22 protein-coding genes are annotated in these 24,293 nt (G+C 62.9%); 9 read left to right on the top strand and 13 right to left on the bottom strand.

The annotated features are described in order from the left end of the window. The first annotated feature begins 7 nt into the window (after positions 1-7). Positions 8-982, top strand: coding sequence for a CHAD domain-containing protein (locus K3F49_RS04240; RefSeq protein WP_234679641.1), 975 nt, complete (start codon positions 8-10; stop codon positions 980-982). A gap of 96 nt (positions 983-1,078) precedes the next feature. Next, complete coding sequence (locus K3F49_RS04245; RefSeq protein ID WP_234679642.1) at positions 1,079-1,807, top strand: CBS domain-containing protein; 729 nt, start codon at positions 1,079-1,081, stop codon at positions 1,805-1,807. Positions 1,808-1,827: 20 nt separating this feature from the next. On the opposite strand, the gene K3F49_RS04250 is transcribed toward K3F49_RS04245, so the two are convergent. From K3F49_RS04250 to K3F49_RS04260, 3 genes are all read right to left on the bottom strand, one after another. Beyond that, on the bottom strand, positions 1,828-2,286 hold the full coding sequence (locus tag K3F49_RS04250; protein WP_234679643.1) for a RidA family protein: 459 nt from the start codon (positions 2,284-2,286) through the stop codon (positions 1,828-1,830). A gap of 21 nt (positions 2,287-2,307) precedes the next feature. Further along, positions 2,308-3,999 carry a benzoate-CoA ligase family protein gene (locus K3F49_RS04255; RefSeq protein ID WP_234679644.1) on the bottom strand — a complete coding sequence of 564 codons (1,692 nt, stop codon included), beginning with the start codon at positions 3,997-3,999 and terminating at the stop codon, positions 2,308-2,310. 148 nt (positions 4,000-4,147) lie between these two features. Next, entirely contained in the window at positions 4,148-4,666 is a 519-nt protein-coding gene (locus tag K3F49_RS04260) for a MarR family winged helix-turn-helix transcriptional regulator (RefSeq protein ID WP_234679645.1), read from the bottom strand. 252 nt (positions 4,667-4,918) lie between these two features. Between K3F49_RS04260 and K3F49_RS04265 the strand changes: the two genes are divergently transcribed. Then, positions 4,919-6,094, top strand: a complete 1,176-nt coding sequence (locus tag K3F49_RS04265) for an ABC transporter substrate-binding protein (RefSeq protein ID WP_234679646.1) — start codon at positions 4,919-4,921, stop codon at positions 6,092-6,094. Between the two features lie 30 nt (positions 6,095-6,124). Continuing rightward, positions 6,125-6,583 (top strand): cupin domain-containing protein, encoded by a 459-nt coding sequence (locus K3F49_RS04270; RefSeq protein ID WP_148752669.1) that lies wholly within the window; start codon positions 6,125-6,127, stop codon positions 6,581-6,583. A 9-nt stretch (positions 6,584-6,592) separates the two neighbouring features. Here K3F49_RS04270 and K3F49_RS04275 read toward each other — a convergent pair whose 3' ends face one another. The 4 genes from K3F49_RS04275 to K3F49_RS04290 form a co-directional block, all read right to left on the bottom strand. Then, positions 6,593-7,843, bottom strand: a complete 1,251-nt coding sequence (locus K3F49_RS04275; RefSeq protein WP_234679647.1) for a flavin-dependent oxidoreductase — start codon at positions 7,841-7,843, stop codon at positions 6,593-6,595. Positions 7,844-7,896: 53 nt separating this feature from the next. Further along, on the bottom strand, positions 7,897-10,248 hold the full coding sequence (locus K3F49_RS04280; protein WP_234679648.1) for a bifunctional salicylyl-CoA 5-hydroxylase/oxidoreductase: 2,352 nt from the start codon (positions 10,246-10,248) through the stop codon (positions 7,897-7,899). A gap of 98 nt (positions 10,249-10,346) precedes the next feature. After that, the gene (locus K3F49_RS04285; protein ID WP_234679649.1) at positions 10,347-11,183 is read right to left on the bottom strand and encodes an enoyl-CoA hydratase family protein; all 837 of its coding nucleotides are present in this window, start codon (positions 11,181-11,183) and stop codon (positions 10,347-10,349) included. A 26-nt stretch (positions 11,184-11,209) separates the two neighbouring features. Beyond that, a complete protein-coding gene (locus tag K3F49_RS04290; protein ID WP_234679650.1) occupies positions 11,210-11,971 on the bottom strand; it encodes an SDR family NAD(P)-dependent oxidoreductase in 762 nt (253 codons plus the stop codon). 197 nt (positions 11,972-12,168) lie between these two features. On the opposite strand from K3F49_RS04290, the gene K3F49_RS04295 reads away from it, so the two are divergent. The 5 genes from K3F49_RS04295 to K3F49_RS04315 are packed head-to-tail and all read left to right on the top strand — an operon-like array spanning position 12,169 to position 17,894. Further along, positions 12,169-12,987: an alpha/beta fold hydrolase gene (locus tag K3F49_RS04295; protein ID WP_234679651.1), complete on the top strand. Its 819-nt coding sequence runs from the start codon at positions 12,169-12,171 to the stop codon at positions 12,985-12,987. Positions 12,988-12,994: 7 nt separating this feature from the next. Continuing rightward, positions 12,995-14,284: an acyl-CoA dehydrogenase family protein gene (locus K3F49_RS04300; protein ID WP_234679652.1), complete on the top strand. Its 1,290-nt coding sequence runs from the start codon at positions 12,995-12,997 to the stop codon at positions 14,282-14,284. A gap of 2 nt (positions 14,285-14,286) precedes the next feature. Beyond that, positions 14,287-15,813 (top strand): class I adenylate-forming enzyme family protein, encoded by a 1,527-nt coding sequence (locus K3F49_RS04305; protein ID WP_234679653.1) that lies wholly within the window; start codon positions 14,287-14,289, stop codon positions 15,811-15,813. Then, entirely contained in the window at positions 15,810-16,898 is a 1,089-nt protein-coding gene (locus K3F49_RS04310; RefSeq protein WP_234679654.1) for an NAD/NADP-dependent octopine/nopaline dehydrogenase family protein, read from the top strand. Before K3F49_RS04305 ends, K3F49_RS04310 begins: the two co-directional genes overlap by 4 nt. A gap of 3 nt (positions 16,899-16,901) precedes the next feature. After that, positions 16,902-17,894 carry a 3-hydroxybutyryl-CoA dehydrogenase gene (locus tag K3F49_RS04315; RefSeq protein WP_234679655.1) on the top strand — a complete coding sequence of 331 codons (993 nt, stop codon included), beginning with the start codon at positions 16,902-16,904 and terminating at the stop codon, positions 17,892-17,894. Here K3F49_RS04315 and K3F49_RS04320 read toward each other — a convergent pair. The 6 genes from K3F49_RS04320 to K3F49_RS04345 all read right to left on the bottom strand — a co-directional run bounded on the left by K3F49_RS04320 (position 17,891) and on the right by K3F49_RS04345 (position 24,248). Further along, positions 17,891-18,937 (bottom strand): M29 family metallopeptidase, encoded by a 1,047-nt coding sequence (locus K3F49_RS04320; RefSeq protein WP_234679656.1) that lies wholly within the window; start codon positions 18,935-18,937, stop codon positions 17,891-17,893. The genes K3F49_RS04315 and K3F49_RS04320 overlap by 4 nt on opposite strands. 37 nt (positions 18,938-18,974) lie before the next feature. Beyond that, the gene (locus K3F49_RS04325) at positions 18,975-19,742 is read right to left on the bottom strand and encodes an ABC transporter permease (protein ID WP_234679657.1); all 768 of its coding nucleotides are present in this window, start codon (positions 19,740-19,742) and stop codon (positions 18,975-18,977) included. Next, entirely contained in the window at positions 19,739-20,524 is a 786-nt protein-coding gene (locus K3F49_RS04330) for an ABC transporter permease (protein ID WP_234679658.1), read from the bottom strand. Before K3F49_RS04330 ends, K3F49_RS04325 begins: the two co-directional genes overlap by 4 nt. Further along, positions 20,521-21,366 (bottom strand): ABC transporter ATP-binding protein, encoded by an 846-nt coding sequence (locus tag K3F49_RS04335; protein ID WP_234679659.1) that lies wholly within the window; start codon positions 21,364-21,366, stop codon positions 20,521-20,523. Before K3F49_RS04335 ends, K3F49_RS04330 begins: the two co-directional genes overlap by 4 nt. A 123-nt stretch (positions 21,367-21,489) precedes the next feature. Beyond that, the gene (gene ilvD / locus K3F49_RS04340) at positions 21,490-23,184 is read right to left on the bottom strand and encodes a dihydroxy-acid dehydratase (protein ID WP_234679660.1); all 1,695 of its coding nucleotides are present in this window, start codon (positions 23,182-23,184) and stop codon (positions 21,490-21,492) included. 80 nt (positions 23,185-23,264) lie between these two features. Beyond that, entirely contained in the window at positions 23,265-24,248 is a 984-nt protein-coding gene (locus tag K3F49_RS04345; RefSeq protein ID WP_234679661.1) for an ABC transporter substrate-binding protein, read from the bottom strand. Positions 24,249-24,293 lie beyond the last annotated feature (45 nt).

Consider the following 24,293-nt stretch of genomic DNA (forward strand, 5'->3'; position numbering starts at 1 on the left):
AGCTAGGATGGCGCGACCCACCACGAGTTCGACGGCGACCACGCGCGCCAGGCCGGCGGCGAGCCGTAATACGCTGCCCGGGCGCCTCAGCCCCGGCATGGCCTGCGACACCGCCTTCCGGATCATCGCCCGCCGTCACCTCGCCGCCGTCCTCGCCCAGCATGACGGGACCTGTCGTGGCGATCCGGAGGCGCTGCATCAGATCCGAATCGCGCTGACCCATCTGCGGACCGCGATTCGCTTCTTTTCGCCCATGGTCGACGATGCGCTGCGCCCCAACGTCTGGGCCGAGTTGAAATGGCTGAACGGCCAGCTCGGCATGGTGCGGGACCTCGATGTCGCCATCGAACGCGTCTTGGCCGAGACCGGCGATGAGCTCGCGGTGATCGCCGAGCTCCAGCACTGGGACCAGAAGCGGGCCGAAAGCCATCGCCTGTTGGCCCGCGCACTGCAATCGGCGCGATATCGCCGCCTGGTCGAACAGGCCTCGATCTGGATCGAGAGCGGCCCCTGGTCGACCAGGCGCAGCAAGGAGGCCATCAGGCTGCGCCGCTGTCCGCTCGCCGACCACGCCACGTCGCAACTGACCGAATGGGAAAAGGCGTTGCTCAGGAAGGCCAAGAAGCTGCGCAAGCTCGACGTCGAGAAACGGCACAAGCTGCGAATTCTCAACAAGCGGCTGACCTATTCGATCGAGTCGCTGCAGGATTTGTTCGCCGACGAGTCGTTGACGAAGCAGAAGTCGATCCTCAAGCAATTGCGCAGGGCGCAAAAGTCGCTCGGACAGTTGAACGATGATGCGCGCGGTCAAACGCTGGCAGCGTCATTGAATGAGGCCGTTCCCGAGGCCGGCATTCGCTTTCTCGACCGGAAGCGAGAAAAGAAGCTGTTGCGAACGGCTTCGACGGCCTATCGCAAGCTGGACAAGGCAAAGCCCTTCCGCTCCTCCGACCTGACCCCGGATTCGGAGCCGGAGGATTAGCTCTCCGCCAGCGCTGCTTGACCTGAGTCAAATCAGGCCACCGCCGCTGATCTAAGCTCCGCACATTGATATTTGTGTGAACTTGCGGAGCCCCCCATGCGCGCCCATCAGATCATGACCCGGTCGGTTATCTCGGTCACGCCTGACACCAGCATCGTCGAAGCCGCGAATATCATGCTGAAGCGCCACGTCAGCGGCCTCACCGTCGTCGACGACAACGGTAGGCTGGTCGGCGTGGTCTCGGAAGGCGACTTCATCCGCCGCAGCGAAATCGGCACCGGGCGCACGCGCGGCCGCTGGCTGCGGTTCATTCTCGGACCCGGTACGACGGCCAGCGATTTCGTCCATGAGCACGGCCGCAGAGTGTCGGAGGTCATGACCGCCTCGCCCGTCACGATTAACGAAGATACGGCGCTTGCAGAGATTGTCGATGTGATGGAGCGAAACAACGTCAAGCGCCTGCCGGTGGTTCGCGGCAACAAGGTCGTCGGCATCGTGTCGCGCGCGAATCTCCTGCAGGCCGTGGCGGGCCTCGCTCGCGAAGTGCCAGACCCGACAGCCGACGATGATCACATCCGCGGGCGCATCATCGATGCCATGGAGAAAAACGACTGGTGTCCGTTCGGACTGAACGTCATCGTCCGCGATGGCATCGTTCACTTGAGCGGCGTCATCACCGAGGAGCGCGCGCGGCAGGCCGCGATCGTTGCCGCGGAGAATGTCGCGGGCGTCAAGAAGGTGCACGACCATCTGTGCTGGGTCGACACCATGTCCGGCGTCTATCTGAACTCGCCCGAGGACGATGATCTCGCCAAGGCAGGCTGAAACGGCAAGCTGAGGGCAGTTCAGCGAGAAATGACGGCGGTGGCCTCGATCTCGACGCGCGCCGCCTTCTCGACAAGGCGCACGACCTGGACCAGCGCCATCGCCGGATAGTGCGCACCGAAGATCGTGCGATAGATCTTGCCGAGCTCCTTCAGGTTCGCGAGGTACTCTTCCATGTCGACGACGTACCAGGTCAGGCGAACGAGATGCTCGGGCCGCGCACCGGCCTCGGCAAGGATTTCTGCGATGTTACTCAGGGTCTGGCGGACCTGCGCGACAAAGCCTTCCGCGAGACGCTCCTCGGCGTCCCAGCCGATCACGCCGCCGGTGACGACGATGCGCCCTTCGGCAGCTATGCCGTTGGCATAGCCCTTCGGCATCGGCCAGCCGGACGGTTGGAGCACCTGTACCTTAGGGCTGGCGTCGTCGTCGGCTGCACTTGGCAGCACCGCGAGCTGTGGGCCTTTCGGCGTCGTCACGGACAATTCCTGATCCTCATCTCATTCTGCCGCGACGCCCGAAGACGTCACTGCGGCCTGCGCCAATTGCCGCAAAGCAAAGCGCTTCAATTTTCCGGTCTCGGTCTTCGGCAATTGCGTTACGAACTCGATCGCGCGCGGGTATTTATACGGTGCGATCTCGCGTTTGACATGTTCCTGCAACTCGGCTGCGAGCTTTGCATCGGGCGTCACGCCGGGTGCGGCAATGACATAGGCCTTCACAATCATCCCGCGCGCTTCATCCGGCGCCCCGACGACTCCACACTCGGCAACCGACGGATGCGTCAGCAGCGCTGCTTCCACATCCGTGCCCGCGATATTGTACCCGGATGACACGATCATGTCGTCGGAGCGCGACTGGTACCAGAAGTAGCCGTCGCTATCCATCAGATAGGTGTCGCCGGTGATGTTCCAGCCGTTCTGGACATACTTCCGCTGCCGCTCGTCGGCGAGATAACGGCAGCCGGTCGGCCCGCGCACCGCAAGCTTCCCCATCGTGCCCGGCGGCAGATCGTTGCCGTCATCATCGACGATCTTCGCCTCATAGCCGGGCACGGGCTTGCCGGTCGCGCCAGGACGAATTTCGTCCTCGGTCGCGCTGATGAAGATGTGCAGCAGCTCAGTCGAGCCAATCCCGTCCATCAGCTTGATGCCGGTGGCCTTCAGCCAGGCATCGAATGTCGGCTTGGGCAACGTCTCGCCCGCAGACACGCACTTCCGCAGCGAGGAGATGTCACGACCCGGCAGTTTGCCGATCATGGCGCGATACGCGGTCGGCGCCGTAAAGCAGACTGTGGTCTTGTACTGCTCGATCGCCGTTAGCATGTCATCGGGCGTCGTCTTCTCGAGGACGACGAAAGAAGCGCCGATGTGCATCGGGAACAGCACGCCGCCGAAACCGAAGGTGAAGGCGAGCGGCGCGGAGCCGACAAAGCGGTCTTTCTGCTCGGCCCGCAAGATATTGCGCGCGTAGCCGTCGCACACCGCCAGCATGTCCCGGTGAAAATGCATGGTGCCCTTGGGATCGCCGGTCGTTCCCGACGTAAAGGCGATCAGGCAGATATCGTCAGAGGCGGTATCGATCGCGGCGAACTCGGCGCTCGCATCCGCGATCAGTGCTTCGAGCGAGTCGGGAGCACCGTTGCCCCAATAGACCACATGCCTGAGACCCGGTGCGGCCAGCTTCGCCTTCTCCATCTCATCGGAGAGTTTTCCGTCGCACAGCGCGAGCGTGATCTCCGCTTTCTGGATCGGATAAGACAGCTCCTTCGCGCGCAGCAACGGCATCGTCGCCACGCAAATGCCGCCGGCCTTGATCACCGCAAGATAGGTCGCGACCATCATTGGGCTGTTCGCGGAGCGCAGCAGCACGCGGCCGCCGGTCACGAGACCGAGCTTGCCGACCAGCACATTGGCGATACGGTTCACGAGCCCCTGCAGTTCGCGATAGGTGTAGCTCACGGCGGGACTGATGACGCAAGGCGCATCGCCCTGCCCCTGCTCGACCCAACGGTCGAGGAAATAGCTGACACAGTTCAAACGCTGCGGATAGCGCAGCTCCGGCCGCGTGAAGATGAACTCCGGCCACAGCTCTGACGGTGGCAGATGCTGCCGCGCAAACGTGTCGACGTGGGCGGTCGCAGCGTTTGCATCATGCGAGCCCGAGACTTGAACCTTGGCGGTGTTGGCCATCGCACGCTCCTTTGCGCATGGAAAGCACCCGGCAGCACTAACTTGGGAAACATTTTAGGCTTAAAACAATTCGGCGCAATAGCGGATTTTGGGCGTCCCTTGCATTTTCGTGCGGCAAATTGGGATTAGCGGGCGCGTCAGCCCGCGCTTAGGGCCGGCGACGCGCGGCCGATTTCTGCGCCGACGCCTTGGTCTTGGCCAGCAACCGCATCAACTCGCGCACGTCCTTTGGCGTCAGATCGGCGAAGAGATCGGCGATCCAGGTTTCGTGTTCCGAGGCCATTCTGCGAAACTCGGCACGGCCAAGCTTTGTGAGCCTGATCACCTGGACGCGGCGGTCAGTCTCCGAGGTGCGCCGGTCGAGATGGCCGGATTCCACCAGGCGCTCGACGAGGCCGGTGACGTTGCCGTTGGACACCATCATGCGCTTGGAGACGTCCGACAGCGTCATGCCGTCGGGCGCCTTGTCGAGCTGCGCCATCAGATCGAAACGGGGCAGCGTGACGTCGAAACGTTGCCGCAGCCGGCCGCGGACTTCTCCTTCGATCAAGGTCGTGCAGGTGAGCAGGCGCAACCACAGCCGAAGCTCTTCGGCATGGTCCTCCGGTGTTTCGACGGCCTTGGTCTCGGAATCGAGCATCTCGATGCAGTCACTCACGGCCGGCATTGGCGCCGGCACGGATTCCCCAATGTTTTGAGCTTCAAATAAATCAACGCCGGCCGCAAGCCCAAAGCTGCAACAATCGACCACACCCCAGTTTCTTTAGGCTTCAAATAATTGGCGCGCGGCTTGCATGCGCCGCTGCGCGCGAGATGGTGACGCCTTGAGCTTGGCTTGCCGCGGCGGCCATCATCGGCATAAGCTTGGATCAAGGTACGCGGCTTGCAGCACAAGCCCGATGTTGATGGGGGACAGATCATGAAGACGCAAATGACTTTGGCTGCGGCCGCCTTGCTGCTTGGCACCGCAATGAGCCCTGCCCTCGCTCAGGAGAAGATCAAGCTGGGCGTCATCGTGACGCTGTCGGGCCCCGGCGCCGCGCTCGGCCAGCAGGTTCGCGACGGCTTTGCCCTCGCGGTGAAGGATCTCGGTGGCAAGATGGGTGGCCGCGACGTCGAGGTCGTCGCGGTCGACGACGAGTTGAAACCTGATGTGGCCGTGACCAAGGTCAAGGGCCTGCTCGAGCGCGACAAGGTCGACTTCGTAGTCGGGCCGATCTTCTCCAACATCCTCCAGGCGATCCATCGGCCGGTCACGGAATCCAAGGTGTTTCTGATCAGCCCCAATGCCGGCCCGTCGACCTTTGCCGGCAAGGACTGCAACCCGTTCTTCTACGTGACGTCCTATCAGAACGACCAAGTCCACGAGATCCTCGGCAAGGTGGCGCAGGATCGCGGCTACAAGCGCATGTATCTGATGGTGCCGAACTATCAGGCCGGCAAGGACTCGGTCGCCGGCTTCAAGCTCGACTACAAGGGCGAGATCGTCGAAGAGTCCTACATGCCGCTCAATACGCTGGACTTCCAGCCGGAGCTTTCCAAGATTTCGTCGCAGAAGCCCGATGCTCTCTTCACGTTCATGCCGGGCGGCCTCGGCGTGAACCTCGTCAAGCAGTACAAGCAGGCCGGTCTCGCCGACAGCATTCCGGTGCTCTCGGCCTTTACGGTGGATGAATCGACCCTGCCGGCGCAGCAGGACGCGGCGGTCGGCATGTTCGGCGGCGCGAACTGGGCACCCAATCTCGACAATCCCCAGAACAAGAAGTTCGTCGCCGCCTATGAAGCCGCCTATAACGGCGTGCCCGGCACTTACGCCTTCCAGGCCTACGACGCTGCTATGCTGATCGACAGCGCGGTCAAGGGTGTGAAGGGCGACCTCTCCAACAAGGACGCCGTTGCGGCAGCCCTGAAGAAGGCGGACTTCACGTCGTTGCGTGGTTCGTTCAAGTTCAACACCAACGGCTATCCGATCCAGGATTTTTACCTGACCAAGGTCGCCAAGCGTCCGGACGGCAAATTCCAGACCGAGATCGTCCAGAAAGTTTTCGAGAATTACGGCGACCGATATGCCAAGGACTGCAAGGCGGCAAACTAAGGCCGCGCGTCGCGTTTAGGGAGGACTGCAATGAAGAGCGAAATCACCGGCATCACGCGGGCCAATGAGGGGATTCAGGGCATCTCCTGGAACATCCTCGGTCAGACCTATGTGCCGAAGAGCAACACCGAGAACAGCTTCTCCTGGCACGCAACCCTGCCGCCGGGCACGTTCGTGCCGCCGCACATCCATCCCGATCAGGACGAATATCTCTACATGCTGGAAGGCAAGCTCGATTTCATGCTCGGCAATTCGGAGGCGCAGGCAACACCCGGCGATCTGATCCGGCTCGGCATGGGCGTGCCGCACGGCATCTTCAACAAATCGGACCAGACCGCAAAAGTGCTGTTCTGGGTCTCGCCGACCAAAAAGCTGTTCGACCTGTTCTGGGGCCTTCACAACATGAAGGAGCAGAAGCCCGAGGACGTGGTGGCTATGGCCGCCGAGTTCAACATCCACTTCCTGCCGCCGCCGCCCGGCGCCGGCTAGCGACGCGGTTTAGGCGCGCACGGCCGCGAGTCCCGGGACCGCGGCGAAGCCCGCCTTGGTGGCATAGCCACGCACAATCGCCTCGCGCTGGGAATAGCTCAGCACGTTGTCGACATTGTCAAAGCCGTCGGGCGCAAGCTGCTCGACGGTGTCGATGACGCCCTCGGGGCCGCCGCGACGGTTGGAGCGGACGATGTCCGCCGTCATCGGCAGGCGCTTCTTCTCGTATTCCATCAAGGCCTGACGCGGATGCTCGGCGCGCACCAGCGCGTCGGCAAGGCAGCGCGCGTCGAGGATCGCCTGTGAGGCGCCATTGGAGCCAACCGGATACATCGGATGCGCGGCATCACCGAGCAGAGTGACGCGACCGGACGACCAATAGGGCAAGGGATCGCGGTCGCAGGTCGGATACTCGTAGAATTCCGGCGTCGCTGAAATCAGGCTCCTCACATCGATATAAGGCACCGAGAAGCGCGCGACATGCGGCATCAGCTCCTCGCGCCGGCCCGGCCGCGACCAGTCTTCCTTCCGCGGCGGCGGCGCGTTACCCTCGCCTACCTTCACCAGCACGGCCCAATTTGTCAGACGGCTCGCCGGGCTCGATCCCTCCGCTATCGGATAGATCACCACCTTGGCGTTGAGGCCACCGGCGACGATCATCGATTTGCCGGTGAGGAACAGCGGCCAGTCGCGCGCACCGCGCCACAGCATGAGGCCGTTCCAGCACGGCGGCCCTTCGTTCGGAAACAGCGTGTCGCGTACGCGTGAGTGGATGCCGTCGGCGCCAATCAGGATGTCGCCGCGCGCGGTGTGGATATGCGCGCCGGCACGATCGAAGAAATAGGCTGTGACACCGCCCTCGTCCTGCGTGAAGGCGCCAAGCCGGCAGCCGGTGTGGATCGACTCCGCTCCGAGCCGCTCTTCGACGGCGCGATGGATGACACCCTGGAGACGGCCTCGGTGGATCGAGAATTGCGGCACGTCGTGGCCGGCGTCCACGCCGCGGGCTTCGCGCCAGACCTCCTGGCCATGGCGGTTGAGGTAGTAGAGCTGGTCGGTACGGATCGCGACGTCGTCGAGCTTTTGCAGCAGGCCAAGACCGGCAAGCTCGCGCATGGCGTGCGGCAGCGTGTTGATGCCGACGCCGAGCTCGCGGATCGTATCCGACTGCTCGAAAATCTCGCAGCCGATGCCGCGGGCCCGCAGCATCAAAGCCGTGGTGAGACCACCGATACCACCGCCGACGATAATCGCCTTCATCGCCCTTAACTCCACTCAATACACAGGCAACGGGGTTAACGTCGCACGGGCGGTTACTCCGCCGCAAGCGGCTTTGTCGCCTCCGCCTTGAGCTCAGCCCGGGTCTTGGGCTTAGCCTTAATTCTCAGCTCCTCGAGATCCTGCCGATCTCGCACGCTATTGCGGAAAATCTGGTCCTTCCCGGGCAGATATTGCGGCGGGCAGAACGCGTCGTTTGCGCCGTACCAGGCGGCTGCTTTCAAGGTGAAGAAGGGGTCGACCAGATGTGGCCGCCCGAGCGCGACGAGGTCGGCCCGACCGGCGGCCAGAATGGTGTTGGCCTGGTCCGCGGTCGTGATGTTGCCGACGCACATGGTTGCCACGCGGGCCTCGTTGCGCACCTGGTCGGAGAATGGCGTCTGGAACATGCGTCCATAGATTGGCTGCGCATCGCGCACGGTCTGTCCGGTCGAGACATCGACGAGATCGACGCCGGCCTCGGCAAAGGCCCGCGCGATGGCCACCGCATCGTCACCCGTGATGCCGCCGTCAGCCCAGTCAGTCGCGGAGATCCGCACCGACATCGGCTTGTGCTTCGGCCAAACGGCCCGCAGCGCCTCAAAGATCTCGAGTGGGAAGCGCAGGCGTTTTTCGAGCGAGCCGCCATACTCGTCCGTACGGGTGTTCGTCAGCGGTGAGATGAAGCTTGCAAGAAGATAGCCATGAGCGCAGTGCAGCTCAAGCATATCGAAGCCGCAGCGCTCGCCGCGCTCGGCCGCCGCGACAAACGAATCTCTCACCGCGTTCATGCCGGCGTGGTCAAGTTCGCGCGGCACCTGGCTGTCGGCGAAATAGGGCAGCGGCGATGCCGAGACCACGTCCCAACCGCCTTCGTCCAGCGGACGGTCGATGCCGTCCCACATCAGTTTGGTCGCGCCCTTGCGGCCTGCGTGTCCGAGTTGCAGGCAGATTTTTGCGGCCGAGTTGCCGTGAACGAAATCCACGATGCGATGCCACGAGGCCTCCTGCTCGTCGTTCCACAGCCCCGCGCAGCCGGGTGTGATCCGGGCGTCGCGGCTGACGCAGGTCATCTCGGTGAAGATCATGCCGGCGCCGCCGATGGCGCGCGAGCCATAGTGCACGAGGTGGAAGTCACCGGGAACGCCCTCCTTCGCCGAGTACATGCACATCGGCGACATCACGGCGCGGTTGGCGACCTCCATCTCGCGCAGGCGGAATGGCTGGAACAGCGGCACCATCGGCTTGTCGGTGCTGACGTCGAAGCCGTTGCTGCGCACTTGCCTGGCGAACGACTTCTCAACTTCGGCGACGAAATCGGGCGCGCGGAGCTTCAGATTGTCATAAGTGATCGCCTTCGAGCGCGTCATCACGCCAAAGGCGAATTGCACGGGATCGAAATCCCAGAAGCGGTCGACATGCTCGAACCAGACCAGCGAAACGTCGGCCGCGTGCTGGGTCTTCTCGACCTCTTCGCGGCGGCCGTGCTCATAGACATCCAGTGCAACCTTGGTGTCGGGCGCCTTTGCCATCGCTTCGGCCAGTGCGATTGCATCTTCCATCGCGAGCTTGGTGCCCGAGCCGATCGAGAAATGCGCGGTCGCCTTGGCGTCGCCAAGCAAAACCATGTTGTCCTTGACCCAGCGTTTGCTCCGGATCATCGGGAAATTGCGCCACATCGACCGGTTGGTGAGCAGCTTGTGCCCGTCGAGGAACCAGCCGAAAATGTCGGCCATTCGCGCGGCCGATTGGCTCTCGTTCAGCCCATTCAGCCCTGCCCGCTCGAACGTCTCCGGGTCGGTCTCGAAAATCCAGGTCGAGTGGCCGGCTTCATATTGGTAGGCGTGGGCGATGAAAGGTCCCCACTCTGTCTCCTGGAAGATGAAGGTGAAGGCATCGAGCGGCCTGGTCGAGCCCATCCAGGCGAATTTGTTGGTGCGGAGGTCGACTTCCGGCTCGAAATGATCGACATGCTTCTCCCGGAATCGGCTGTTGATGCCGTCGGCGAGCAAGACGAGATCGGCATCGGCGAAGCGCGACTCGTCGTCAACATCCACTTCGAACTGGAGGTTGACACCGAGCTCGCGCGCTCGCTCCTGCAGAATCAATAACAATTTTTGCCGTGAGCAGCCGCAAAAGCCGTTACCCCCGACCCGATGCACCGTGCCGCGAAAATGCACGGCGATATCATCCCAATAGGCGAACTCCTGGGTGATGCGGCGGTAGCTCGGGAGGTCGTGTTTCTCGAAATTGTCGAGCGTGGCGTCCGAGAACACCACGCCGAAGCCGAACGTATCGTCAGCGCGGTTGCGCTCATAGACGGTGATATCGGCGCTGTGGCGCTGCTTCTTGAGCAGAATCGCTGCGTAGAGCCCCGCGGGTCCACCACCGATGATCGCGACTTTCATGGGAGCCTCGCCAATTCACCCGGCCATGAAAACTATTTTAAGCCTAAAATAATTTCTGGCAAGTCCCCGTTCCAGGCTCCCCCGCAGGAAATGGCGGGTCAGTCGCCCCTGAAGACCGGCTTGACCTTGTTGGCAAAAGCCTCAAAGGCGCGCTCGAAATCAGCCGTCGTCATGCACAGGGCTTGGGCAACGGCCTCCGCTTCGATCGCTTCCTCCACCGACATCGCCCATTCCATGGCCAGCATCCGCTTGGTCATGGTGTTGCCGAAGGTCGGTCCGTCCGCGACCTGCTTGGCCAGTAGCTGTGCCTGGGACAGCACCTGCTCCGGCGTGACGATGCGGCTGAAGAAGCCCCAGCGCTCGCCCTCCTCCGCGGTCATGAACCGGCCGGTGTACAGAAGCTCGGAGGCGCGGGACTGACCGATGATCCGCGGCAGGATCGCGCAAGCGCCCATGTCACAGCCGCCAAGACCCACCTTGTTGAACAGGAATGCCACCTTGGCTCCGCTAGCGGCGAGCCGCATGTCGGATGCCATGGCGATGATCGCGCCGGCACCGGCGCAGATGCCCTCGACCGCGGCCACAATCGGCTGCGGGCAGGCCCGCATCGCCTTGACCAGATCACCGGTCATCCGCGTGAACGCGGTCAGCCCCTTGGTGTCCATCTTGACAAGCGGGCCGATGATCTCGAACACGTCGCCGCCAGACGAGAAATTGCCGCCGGCGCCGGTGACGACGATCGACTTGACCGCGTCGTCGAACGCGCATGCACGGAAGAAATCCGTCAACTCGCGGTAGCTCTCGAACGTCAGCGGATTCTTTCGTTCCGGACGGTTGAGCGTCACCGTGGCAACACCGTCGACCGCGGCCAGCAGGAAGTGTTGTGGCGAATAGTCCGCCAGCGGCACGGTGACGGGATTGGCTGGTCTGCTCATGAGATTTCCTTCCTTGTTCCGTGCGGTTAGATCTCGCCACCGGCGACCGCAATCGCCTGGCCCGTGATCGCACCAGCGTTCTCGCTGCACAACCAAAGCACGGTATTGGCCACTTCCTGCGGCGTGATCAGGCGCCCCTGCGGGTTGTGCTTCGCGAGCTCGGCGATGGCCTGCTCGCGGGTGCGCCCGGTCTTCTTCACAATGTTGTCGATGCTGCCGGCAACCAGATCGGTGTCGGTGAAGCCGGGGCACACCGCATTCACGGTCACATTGCTGCCGGCCATCTCCAGCGCAACCGAACGCACGAGACCGACCACGGCGTGCTTCGCCGCAGCATACGCGCTCACGTAAGCATAACCCTTGAGCCCGGCCGTCGATGCAATCGCAACGATGCGCCCGTATGGGCGATCCTTCATCCCCGGCAACACTGCGCGGACGGCATGGACAACGCCCATGAAATTGACGTCCATCATGCGCGCAAAAAGGGCGCTGTCCGATTTCGCAAACGGCGCGGATTCGGCGCTGCCGGCGTTTGCGATCAGGATATCGATCGGCTTTCGCGCATCCGCCACGGCGATCGCTGCCTTGAGCGCGGCTTCGTCCGAGACGTCGGCAACGGCTGCATAATGCGCGGCGCCTGCGCTTACCGCCTCTTCGAGAGTAGCCGCGTTCCGACCGAGCACCGTCACGGTGGCACCAGCGTCGACAAGGGATGCTGCGATCGCGCGACCGATGCCGCGACCGCCACCGGTCACCAGCGCGTGCGGTGAATGCGGCAATGCGGACATGCGCGGGCTCCCTCGAGATCTGCTGATCGTTCCTCCGATATATTTTAACCTTCAAACTTTTGCAACGAAAGCGCGGATCGACGCCGCAAAAGCCCGCGCGCGAGGGAGCGGCCTGAAAATTGCTTTAAGTATAAAATTATCTCTTCCCATCCCCCGCAGGCCTGTTAGCATCGCCGGGCCAAGCAAAAGGATGTCGCGTGTCGCAGCCTGCGCCAATGATAACAAGGGGTGGACGCTTCGCCTATGAAGCTGCGGGCGATCCGGCCGCGATACCCCTGATTTTCCTGCATGGCATTGGCGGCGCGGCGCGGGCCTGGCGGCAGCAGCTTGCTACATTCGGCAACCGTTTCCGCGCGATCGCGTGGGACATGCCGGGCTATGGCGGCTCGGCGCCACTCGCCAGCGTCAGCATCGCGGCCCTGGCCGATGCGCTCCAGCAATTCATCGAGCAGATCGGGGCGACAAGCCCTATTCTGGTCGGCCATTCGATCGGCGGCATGATCGTCCAGAAATGGCTGGTGCAATCGCCGAAACTCGCGCGCGCGGTCGTCCTTGCGCAGACCAGTCCGGCCTTCGGCAAAGCCGACGGTGACTGGCAAAAATCGTTCATCGCGGCACGCCTGGGTCCGCTCGATCGCGGCGAGACCATGAAGTCGCTGGCGCCGTCTCTCGTGAAGGAGCTGGTCGGCGATGATCCAGATCCCAAGGGGATGGAGCTTGCACGCGAGTGCATGGCGAGTGTGCCCGAAGCGAGCTATCGCGCCATGATGCTGGCGCTGATCGGATTCGACCAACGCAGCACGCTCAAGGACATTTCGGTGCCGACGCTGCTGCTGTCTGGTTCCAAAGACAACAACGCGCCTGCGCCAATGATGGCGAAGACGGCAACCTACGTTCCCGCCGCGGAATATGTCGAACTCCCCGGCGTTGGCCATCTCGCCAACCTTGAGCGGCCTGATGCCTTCGCCAAGGCTATCGGCAGCTTCGTCGATTCCGTTGCTGCGAAACACGGGTGACTGCGCCATGACCATGCAAGTCAGCAAGACCATCGGCACGAGCGACAAGGTCGCGCTGGACGCGCCGATCTTCGATCCCGTGGCGTTTCGCTTGAGCGACGAACAAGCCGGGATCATCGCGCGGGCGCGCGAGATCGGCCAGAGCGTGTTCGCGGGTCGTGCCGCCACCTACGATCGCGAGGCGGTCTTTCCAACCGAGAATTATCGCGACCTGCACCGCGTCGGCCTGCTCGGCATCGCCGTGCCGAAGAAGCACGGCGGGCTGGGAGCCAACTACCAGACCTATGCCCTGGCCGCGGCGGAGATCGGCCGCTATTGCGGCGCGACCGCGCTGACCTGGAACATGCACGTCTGTTCGACACTGTGGTCGGGGCCTTTGGCTGATGATCTCGACATGGATGCGGAGACCCGCGCAGAGCACGAAAAGCGGCGTGCCGTCCACTACAAGCGCATCCTCGAGGACGGTGCGATTTATTCGCAGCCCTTCTCCGAAGGTGGCGCGGCGGCCGCGGGCGGCGTTGCCTTCGGCACTGAAGCAAAGCCTGTCGAAGGCGGCTGGATCGTCAACGGCAAGAAGATCTTTGCGTCGCTCTCCGGCCACGCCGACTATTACGGTGTGCTCTGCACCGAGATCGAGAAAGGTGAGAAAGCCTCGCGTCGCAATACGCTTTACCTTGCGATCTCCGCGAAATCACCGGGCGTTTCGGTTGTTGGCGATTGGGATCCGCTCGGCATGCGCGGAACGGTGTCGCGGACGCTGCTGTTCAAAGATGTCTTCGTGCCCGACGACTCCGCACTGATGCCCCGCGGCGTCTATTTCCAGGCCGCGATGCGCTGGCCACACATGTTCCTGACGCTGTCGCCGACCTATATGGGCCTCGCGCAAGCCGCCTATGACTTTACGGTGCGCTATCTGCGCGGAGAGGTGCCGGGCATGCCTCCGGTCAAGCGCCGGATGTATCCGACCAAGCAGATCGCGGTTGCGCAGATGCAGATCAAGCTCGAGCAGATCAAGGCAATCTGGTTCCAGGCTGTTACCGAAGCGCGCGCCAATCCGAGCAAGGAGCAGGTGCTGCGCGCCTATGCCGCGCAATATTCGGTGATGGAAGGCGCCAATGAGCTCGCCGCGCTTGCGATCCGCACCTGCGGGGGACAGGCGATGCTCCGCTCGCTGCCGCTTGAGCGCATCTATCGTGACAGCCGCTGCGGCTCGCTGATGCTGCCCTGGACGGCCGAGCTCTGCCTCGACCGGATCGGTCGCGAGGCGCTGTACGAGGCTGGCGAAACGGACGACTGACGGTGGACCTCTGCAGTCTGATCGATCGCAACGCGGCGTTTTCGCCAGACAAGACTGCCATCACCTTCGAGGGGGAGCGGCTGAGCTACGCGGCATTCGCCGATCGTATCGAACGGACGGCAACTGGCTTGAAGCAGGAATTCGGTGTCGGCCGGGGCGACCGCGTCGCGATCCTGAGCCTGAATCGGCCGGACTATTTGGTCCTACTCTATGCATGCGCGCGGCTCGGCGCGATGTTGGTGCCGCTGAACTGGCGGTTGGCTGTCGCCGAGCAGCTCTTCATCCTCACCGATGCCGGCGCCAAGGTGCTGGTGCTCGAACAGGCATTTGAGGGAGTCCTTCCCGAACTCGCGCCGGGAACCGCGATCATCGGCCTCGATTTTGCGCCACCGCACGGCATGACCTTCGGCAGCCTGCTGGCGCGTAAGGGAAGCAGCGGACGCAATCCGCACACCGATCTCTCCTGCCCACTGCTCATCGTCTACACGTCAGGAACGACCGGGCGGCCGAAGGGTGCTGTTCTGCGCCAGGAGGCGCTGTTCTGGAACGGCGTCATGAGCCAGCACATGCACAACATGACGTCCGACGATCATGTGCTGACGGTGTTGCCATTCTTCCACGTCGGCGGGCTCAACATCCAGACGACGGCGGCGCTCCAGCTTGGCGCGACCATCTCAATCCACGCTCGCTTCACCCCCGATACGGCGCTTGCGGCCATCGAACGGGAGCGTCCGACCCTGACGGTCATGGTACCGGCGATCATCCAGGCCGTCAGCGAGCACCCCGCCTGGGCCACGATCGATCTCTCGTCGCTGAAGGCCGTCGCCACCGGCTCGACCATCGTGCCACCACATCTTATCGATCGTTTCGTCGCGCGCGGCGTGCCGGTGCTGCAAGTCTACGGTTCGACGGAAACCTGCCCCATCGCCGTCTACACCCGCCTCGGCGGCGACCTGTCGCGCGCGGGATCGACCGGGCTTGCCGGCCTGTGCTGCGAAGCGAAGGTGATTGATCAGGCCGGCAACGAGGTGCCGGCAGGCGCGCCGGGCGAGATCGCGGTCCGCGGTCCCAACGTCTTCTTCGAATATTGGGGCAATGCGGACGCCACACGCGATGCGCTGCACGACGGCTGGTATCGCACCGGCGATGTTGGCCTGTGTGATCCGGACGGCTACTTCTGGGTCCGCGACCGCAAGAAGAACATGATCATTTCCGGTGGCGAGAACGTCTATCCGGCTGAGGTCGAACGGGTGCTGCTCGAACATCCTGACGTCAGCGAATGCGCCGTGATCGGCCGGCCGGATCCGCGCTGGGACGAAGTCCCCGTCGCCTATGTCATCCCGCGATCCGGCTGCCGTCTCGAAGCAGACGAGCTGAGAGCGCACGTTCAGGCGCAGCTCGCTCGCTACAAGGTTCCACGCGACATCGTCTTCGTCGCCGACATGCCGCGCACGGCGCTGGGCAAGGTCCAGCATTTCCTGCTGAAGCAGCTTGATGCGCAGTCACGTGCGCAAGGAGAAGCATCTTGAAGATTGCGGTTCTGGGTGGGGGGAACGGCTCTTTCGCAGCCGCGGGCGACTTCGCGCTATCCGGGCACGAGGTGCGACTCTGGCGCCGCGACACAGAGCAGGTCGAGGCACATCGTGCCGCTGGCTCCCGCATCCTGGTGAAGGACCATGCTGGCCAGCACGACGTGAAGTTGGCGCTGGTGACCAGCGACATCGCCGTAGCTATCAGCGATGCCGAGCTGATCTTGTGCCCCGCCCCCGCGTTCGCTCAGCCGGATATCGCCCGGCTCCTCGCCCCGCATCTGCAGGACGGCCAGGTCGTGTTTCTGCCGCCCGCGACATTCGGCTCAATGATCTTCGCGCAGGCCGCACGAGACGCCGGCAATCGCGCCAAAGCGAGCTTCGCTGAAACCGGCACGTTGCCATGGCTCACTCGCAAGCACGGGCCATTCCAGGTCGCGATCACCATCCGCGCAAAGCGGTTGCCGGTCGGCGTGTTCCCGCTCGACCAGGCGCCGCATGCGCTTGAAGTGATTGGACGCGCCTTCCCGGATGTGATCGAGCCGTGCGGTGACGCGCTCTCGGGCGCGCTGATGAATGCGGGCTGCATCATTCATCCGCCGCTGATCGCGATGAACGCGGGCCCGATCGAGCATTTCGAGCGGTGGGACATCCACAAGGAGGGAACGCAGGCTGCGATCAGACGGGTGACCGACGCACTCGACGCGGAGCGGATCGCCGTGCGCGAGGCGCTCGGCTATGGGGCACCGCATTTTCCGCTCGCGCACCATTACGCCAAAGAGGGGGAGATGTGGATGTATGGCCGCGGCTCACATGATCGCCTGACGGATTCCGGTGACTGGCGCGAGCGGATCGTGCTGACCGAGCATCGCTACATGCGCGAGGATCTGCGGCTCGGCTTGTCGCTGCTGGTGTCCGTCGCCGGGCTGGCGGGCGTGGCCACACCGCTCGCCAAGGCTTTCCTGGCCATGGGCGGCGCAATCTGCGGCGAGGATTTTGCGCAAGGCGGCCGGACGTTGGAGACGCTGGGGCTTGGCAAGCTTCACAAGGCCGAATTGCAGATGCTGCTTCGTGAGGGATTCTGACCGATGACCCGTCGCGCCAACATTGCCTGTCTCGGGGCCGGTCGCATGGGCCGCGGTATCGCCGTCGCGTTCGCCTATGCGGGGCACACGGTCACGATGATCGACATCAAGCCCCGTTCAGCGGGGGACTTTGCCAGGCTGGAGGGGGACGCGCTGGGCGAAGTCAGGAAGACCTTTGCCAGCCTGTCGAAGCTGGGGCTGCTGACCGAGACCGACGTTGATCCGCTGATCGCGCGGGTTTCGGTGGTGCCGGCCAGCCAAAGCGGCGCCGCGTTGTCCGAAGCCGGAATGGTGTTCGAGGGCGTTCCCGAGGTGGTCGAGCTCAAGCGCGAGGTGCTGGCGGCGGCTTCAAAGCAGGTCGGCGACGACACAATCATTGCATCGACCACGTCGACCATCCTCGTCGACGATCTCTCGGGCGCGATCGTAAACCCTCGCCGCTTCCTCAACGTACACTGGCTCAACCCAGCCTATCTGATCCCGCTGGTCGAGGTTTCGCCCGGCAAAGCCACCGATCCAGCCATCATCGACGAGGTCAAGGCGCTGCTCGAAGGCATCGGCAAGGTGCCTGTCGTCTGCGCGGCGACGCCCGGCTTCATCGTTCCGCGCATCCAGGCATTGGCGATGAACGAGGCCGCGCGCATGGTCGAGGAAGGCGTCGCCAGCGCGGAGGAGATCGACAAGGCGATCCGCTACGGGTTCGGCTTCCGGTATGCCGTGCTCGGGCTGTTGGAATTCATCGATTGGGGCGGCGGCGACATTCTGTACTACGCCAGCAAGTATCTGGAGGGAGCACTCGGTAGCGACCGCTACCGCGCACCGGAAGTGATTTCCCGTAATATGCATGAAGGTCGGATCGGCCTCCGCACCGGCGCCGGCTTTCTCGATTATTCAGGCATGGACGTCGACGCCTATCGGGTAAATCGCCTCCAAGCGATGGTTGACCTGCTGCGGCACTTCGACCTGGCCCGCCCGCCGGTCATCGATCGCAGTTAGCCGAAGACGTCCTGAAGCACGCCTTCCCGCACCACCGCAACGCCATCGAGCTCGATGGTCGTTCCCATCATTGGCAAGTCGAAATGGCCCGCAGTGTAGCGGCCGGCGAATTCGTTGGCGCCAGTTGAGAACAGGAAGTTGCCGGAGACGGCGCGGATCTCCGTGCCATTGGTATCTCGCTGATCGTACATCGACAGCGCTTCGTAGCGTGCGCCCGGGTTCATGCCGAAACCCACATGCGAGACGGCATAAGCCTCCCGATCGCCCCAGGCGGCAAGATAGGCACGCATCATTGCGGCATCCGTGCCCTCGCCTTCCAGCTCGACCACGTAGTCGTCTTTCAACGTCATCTTCACCGGCGACGTCAAGTATCGCTTGAACGTCAGATTGACGTCGCCCGGGGCCATCACCAGCGTGCCATTGATCGTCCCGCTCTTGGGAAAGCTGACCACGATGCCACCCGGCCAATGCGCCAGCGTGCCGGGCTTGTCGGTCCAGCCCCACACGCCGACCGTGGACGCACCGACCATGTCGACGTCCAGTGACGTGCCGGCCTTCGACGTGACCCGCATCCGCTTCGTCCCACGCAGCATCTTTGCGGCTGCGCGAACGCGCTTCTCCAGCACCGGATCCGGCACCATGCGCTCCAGCGCCTCAGGATGCTCGTTGGAGATCACCAGAATACGCGCGCCCGCTTTCAGGATTTCGGGCGTCTCCACCGCATGCATCAGGCCTTCTATGGTGCAGTCCACCACGAAGCCAGCTTGCTGAAGCGCAGTGATGACCGGCCCAAGCTTTTGGATTGCTTCGCTGGCGCCGGTTGAGCGGACGGGAACGATATTCCGATTGCGCGGCGTTGGAATAACCACATGAAAAGGCTTCGCTCCCATTCGCAGCAGGGCCAGCTCTGCCAGATGCACATTCAAGGCGCGCGACTGCGTCTCCGAGAGAATCGCCGCGGTATCGCCGGTCTTGACCGCACATCGCTCAAAAATCTCGCAAAATGCGTCGATCCATTTTGCCTCGATGCGATCAGCCAGCATGGTTCACTCCCGGTCCTCTGGTTTCTTATTCGTCAGCTCACGCTTCGGGGAAGCCCCGTAGAAGATACGATCGCACAGCGCCCAACAGGGCATTGAGGATCAACCCCAGCAGTGAAATCGTGATCAATGGTACGAACATGTCGACGGCCTGAAAGGTGCGGGCCGCGGTGACCAGCGCGTGCCCCAGGCCGTCCGTCGACGTGATCATCTCTGCCAGAAACACCACGATGCAGGAAATGACAAGACCGATCCGGCACCCGGTCAGGATCGATGGCATTGCCGCCGGCAAGACGACCTTGAACAGGATTTCATAGCGCCGCGTTCCCGCCGCCATAGCCGACCAGATAATCTTCTGCTCCACCGTCGAGGCGCCGTAATAGGTGGACAGCAGAATGGGAAAAAGCGCGTCCGCAGTCACCAGCGTGATCTTCGATCCGTGGCCGAAACCGAGCAACAGCAACAGCGCCGGATAGAGCGCTACCTTCGGCAGCGGCGCCAGCACCCGCACGATCGGCCGCACAATGGCATTGATCGCCGGACTGGCAGCAGCGGCGATGCCTATGCTCACGCCAAGCACGACCGCTATCGCGAAACCGGCGAATAGCCGGATCAGGGTCGCGGCAATTTCCTGCTGAAAAGTCCATGTCACGAGCTGCTGGAGCAGCCGGTTGAAGACGACGCCAGGCGGCGGCAGCAAAACTACGGGCGCGAAGCCGAATGACACCAGGCCTTGCCACAGCACGATCACCAAGGCGATCGGCGCGAGCCCCAAGATGACGTTTGGCGAGAGAGCACGTGACATCATGAGAAGCTCAAAGGCATGTCGAACTGCGGCTCGGACCAGCGCACCAATCTTGCGCGGACGCGCTCGAAGACCGCATCGAGACAGATGCCCATCGCGCCGACGATGATGATCATCGCATAGACCGTGTCGTATTGGCCCATGTCGAGCGCGTTGAACAGGATGTTCCCCGCTCCAGACTGGCGCGCGATCATCTCGCTGGTGATCATCGTGATCAGCGCCAGCACCAGGCCGGTGCGGCACCCGGTCAGGATCTCCGGAAGTGCGGCAGGCAACACGATCCGGACCAGACGCTGCAAGGGCGAAAGCCCCATCGCCGCGCCCGACCACAGCATCTTCTCCTCGACGGCCTTGGCACCCTCAAAGCTATGATAGATGACAGGCAGGCTGACGCCGAGGAAGATCACCAGCGTCTTGGTGATGTCACCGACGCCGAGCCACAGCATGACGATCGGCATCAACGCAGCCTTCGGCACCGGATAGATCACCATCAGCAGCGGATTGAAGAAGGCTGCAACGGCCCGGCTACGGCCCATCAAAAGGCCCAGCGGAATCGAAACCAGAACTGCTATGCCAAACCCGATCGTCATGCGGCGGAGCGAGGCCAGGATGTTGATCAGAGATTCCTTGTCGCCCAGGATATCCGGGATCGCGCGGATCGCTTCGATAGCCGTTGGAAAGCTGTCGTTCTTCAGCGCAAGCGACGCGACCTGCCATACCGCCAATAGTCCGATGCAAGCCAGCACCGGCGCAGCACGTTTCGTCACGGCGCTCGGCGACATCATGAGAGCGACCCGGCTTCGTCGCTTTCATCGAACATACGCTCGATGTCGACGACGTATTTCTGGTAGCGCGGATCGAGCAACAGCTCGTTGCGGCGCCGCGGCCGCGGCAGATCGATATCAATGACCTCCCGGATACGCCCCGGAGACTTCGACATCATCACGACCTTGTCCGAGAGGAAGACTGCTTCGTCGACCGAGTGGGTGACGAACAGCACCGTCTTGCGGTCACGCTCCCAGATATTCAGGAGATCGTTCTGGAGACGCGTCCGGGTATGAGCATCGAGCGCACCGAACGGCTCGTCCATCAACAGGACCTCGGGGTGATAGGCGAGCGTCCGGGCCAGCGCGACGCGCTGCTTCATGCCGCCCGACAACTCCTTGGGATAGAAGTTCTCATAGCCCTTGAGCCCGACCATCTCGATCAGAGCGCGGCTCTGCGCTTCTGCTTCGTTGGCTCGCACACCTTGCTGGCGCGGGCCATACATCACGTTGCCCAGCACAGTCTTCCACGGAAACAGCGCGAACTCCTGGAAGACAGGCCCGCGATCCGGCCCCGACCCGGTAATGGTTTGTCCCTTCATCCTCACCGCGCCACTGGTTGGACTGACGAAGCCACCGACAATGTAAAGCAGCGTCGACTTTCCGCAGCCCGACGGTCCGAGGATGGAGACGAACGCCCCCTCCTCGATCGTCAGGGAAATATCCGATAGCGCCAAATGTTCCCTGCGTGCCGAGGTCTGGAAGACCTGCGAGACGCGGTCGATCTCGATGATCGCAGAAGCTGGCTTTTGCGATGTCACCGGTCTCACCCATTCGCTCGATCTCGAAGGCACTACCTTCATCCCGTCTCTCGCTTCACTCACGGCGAACGTCACGCAGCCGGTTTGCCGAATGTCCTCCATAAGCGGCACGAGCTTAGCAAGAAACCTGCCAAACAGGCGCCAGTTTCGCACGCGCGCGACTTCTCACTCGAACCACGGCCATTCCGCCGGTCCCTCATGCGTGACTGCGCCACCCGGCGCCTGGCCGACCAGACGCGCATATTTCGCCAACGCACCTGCGCGATGACGCGGCGGGCGCCGCTTCCAATCGCGTCGGCGTGCGGCGAGTTCCTGCTCATCCACCAGCAAGTCCATGCGGCGTCGGGCGGCATCAATCCGGATCTTGTCGCCATCGCGGACAAGCGCCAGCGGTCCGCCAACGAACGCTTCCGGAGATACATAGCCGATACACATGCCGCGCGTGGCGCCGGAAAACCGCCCATCCGTGATCAGGGCCACTTTCTCGCCCATGCCCTGCCCGTAAATCAGCGCGGTGACGCCGAGCATCTCGCGCATACCAGGGCCGCCCACTGGCCCTTCATTGCGGATCACCAAAACCTCGCCAGCCTTGTAGCTGCGGTCACGAACAGCCGCGACACAAGCCTCCTCATCCTCGAAGACGCGCGCCACGCCCTCGAAGAACTGGCTCTTCAAGCCCGCGACTTTGATGACGGCGCCATCGGGACAGAGATTGCCCTTCAGAACCGCCACCCCGCCGTCTGGCATGATCGGCGCGCGGGTCGCGTAAACGACCTCGCCATCGGGCGCGTTGGCCGCGCCATGTTCTTCCGCGAGCGTGCGGCCCGTGATGGTCAGGCAGCTGCCATCGATATGCCCGCCTTGAATCAACTCGCGGATCACAACGGCCGCCCCGCCAATATCGAAAACATCCTTCGCCGTGTATTTGCCTCCAGGCCGCAGGTTTCCGATCAGCGGCGTTCTGGCAAAGACCTCACCGACGTCATCGATTGTGAACGCAATGCCGGCTTCGTTCGCGATCGCTGGCAGATGCAGCGCGGCATTGGTCGATCCGCCTGTGGCAGCAACGATCGCGGCTCCATTTTCCAGCGACTTCCGCGTCACGATGTCACGCGGAAGTGGCCCACCTCGTTCGAGCATCTCCATGATCAACCGCCCGGCGCGGCGGGAGATCTGAGCGCGCTCGGCATAGACGCCGGGCACCATCGACACGTTGGGTATCGTTAGACCCATCGCCTCCGACACCATTCCCATGGTGTTCGCGGTGAACTGACCGGCGCAAGCGCCAATGGTCGGCAGGCAGGCGCGCTCGATCCGCTCAAGCGTCGGGACGTCGATCTCTCCGGTCATGAAGCTGCCGACGGCCTCGTAGGAGTCGAGGACGGTCAGCGTGCGTCCATCAACGCGGCCCGGCAGCGAGCTGCCGCCATAGATGAAGATGGACGGCACGTTGCAACGAACCATGCCCATCATCACGCCCGGAAGCGTCTTGTCGCATCCGCCGTATCCGATCAGCGCGTCGTAGGCGAGACCATGGACGACGGCCTCGATGGAGTCGGCGATCAGCTCACGCGAGAACAAGGAGAACTTCATCCCCTCGTGATTCATGCTGATGCCGTCGGACACCGAGATGGTTGAGAATTCGCGCGGCGTGCCGCCGGCCTCCTCGACTCCGATCTTGGCAGCAGCCACCTGAAAATCGTGGGTCATGTTGCAGGGCGTCTGCTCGCCCTTCATGCTGACGATGCCTACCATCGGCTTGGCAATGGCCGCGTCGTCAAGCCCCATGGCGCGCATGAAGGCACGGTGCGGAGCCCGGTCGAGGCCGTCGGTCGTTATCCGTGATCGCAACTTCTTCATGCCTGCATCATCTTCATGCAATGTCCCGCACGCGGCGGGACATTTGCGACCTCATTGGTCCGGCGAACGGGTCGGATCGCCTATTGCAGCGGCGCGACGATCGTCGGGTGCTTGAATTGCGCGACATCCAGCTTCGGCAGCATTCCCGTTTCCGCATAGATGTCGAGCATCTTCTGGATCGCCGGGAAATTCGGTGCCGCACCGGGATCGCGACCGAAATCATTGTCCTTGAGCAGATAAGTCTCGAGCACCGGGATGGGCGCTTTCAAGACCTCATTGACCACCTTCAACGTCTCTTCACGGTTCGCCAGTGCCTTTTTCATGCCCGACGTGATATCGCGGACATAAGCCTTGACCAGCTCGGGGTTCTTGTCGACGAAATCAGCACGGCAGGCTTCCAGGATGTGCACGATGTTCGGCATGGCCTGCGACAGCGAGAACAGTTTTCTTGTGCCGCCCTTGGCCTCAGCTCGCGCCGCGAACGGCTGGTTCATGTTGACCGCATCGACCCGGCCCTGTCGCAGGGCATCCTCGGAGACGGCAAAACCGACCTCGACCAGCTTGATGTCCTTGGCCGGATCGACGCCGTTCTGCTTCAGCAGCAGATTGAACGGGCCTTGCGTGCCGCCGCCGATGACGGAAATGCCGACCGTCTTGCCCTTGAGATCTGCAATCGTCTTGATTGGCGAGTCATCCATGACCGCCCAGTAGACCGAGAAGCCACCAGGCTTCTCGAAGACGTGCTGCGCCACGATGTAGGCCTTGAGATTGCCGCCGACCACGCCATTGGCAAGTGAGAGCGGCGCTTGCGTTGCGCAATCCAATGCGCCGGCCGCCAAGGCCTGCGTCATCGGCGCTGTGCCCTGAAACTGGGTCCACTCGACGTTATAGGTCTTGCCGATATCGGGAAATTCGGCCGGCCTGCGCATCATCCAGTATTTGGATTCCTCGGCCGGAATCGTCCAGCCCACGCGGATCGTCTGCTGCGCCCATGAGGGGCTCGCGCCCGCGATCATGGCCGCCACAGCCCCCGCTGCCAGCATCCACCTCGAAACTGTCCGCATCGTGCCCACTCCGCTGCTCCGGCGCCGACCGACGCCACCCAACCC

The organism is Bradyrhizobium monzae (assembly GCF_021458635.1).
In the GTDB taxonomy this organism is placed as follows: domain Bacteria; phylum Pseudomonadota; class Alphaproteobacteria; order Rhizobiales; family Xanthobacteraceae; genus Bradyrhizobium.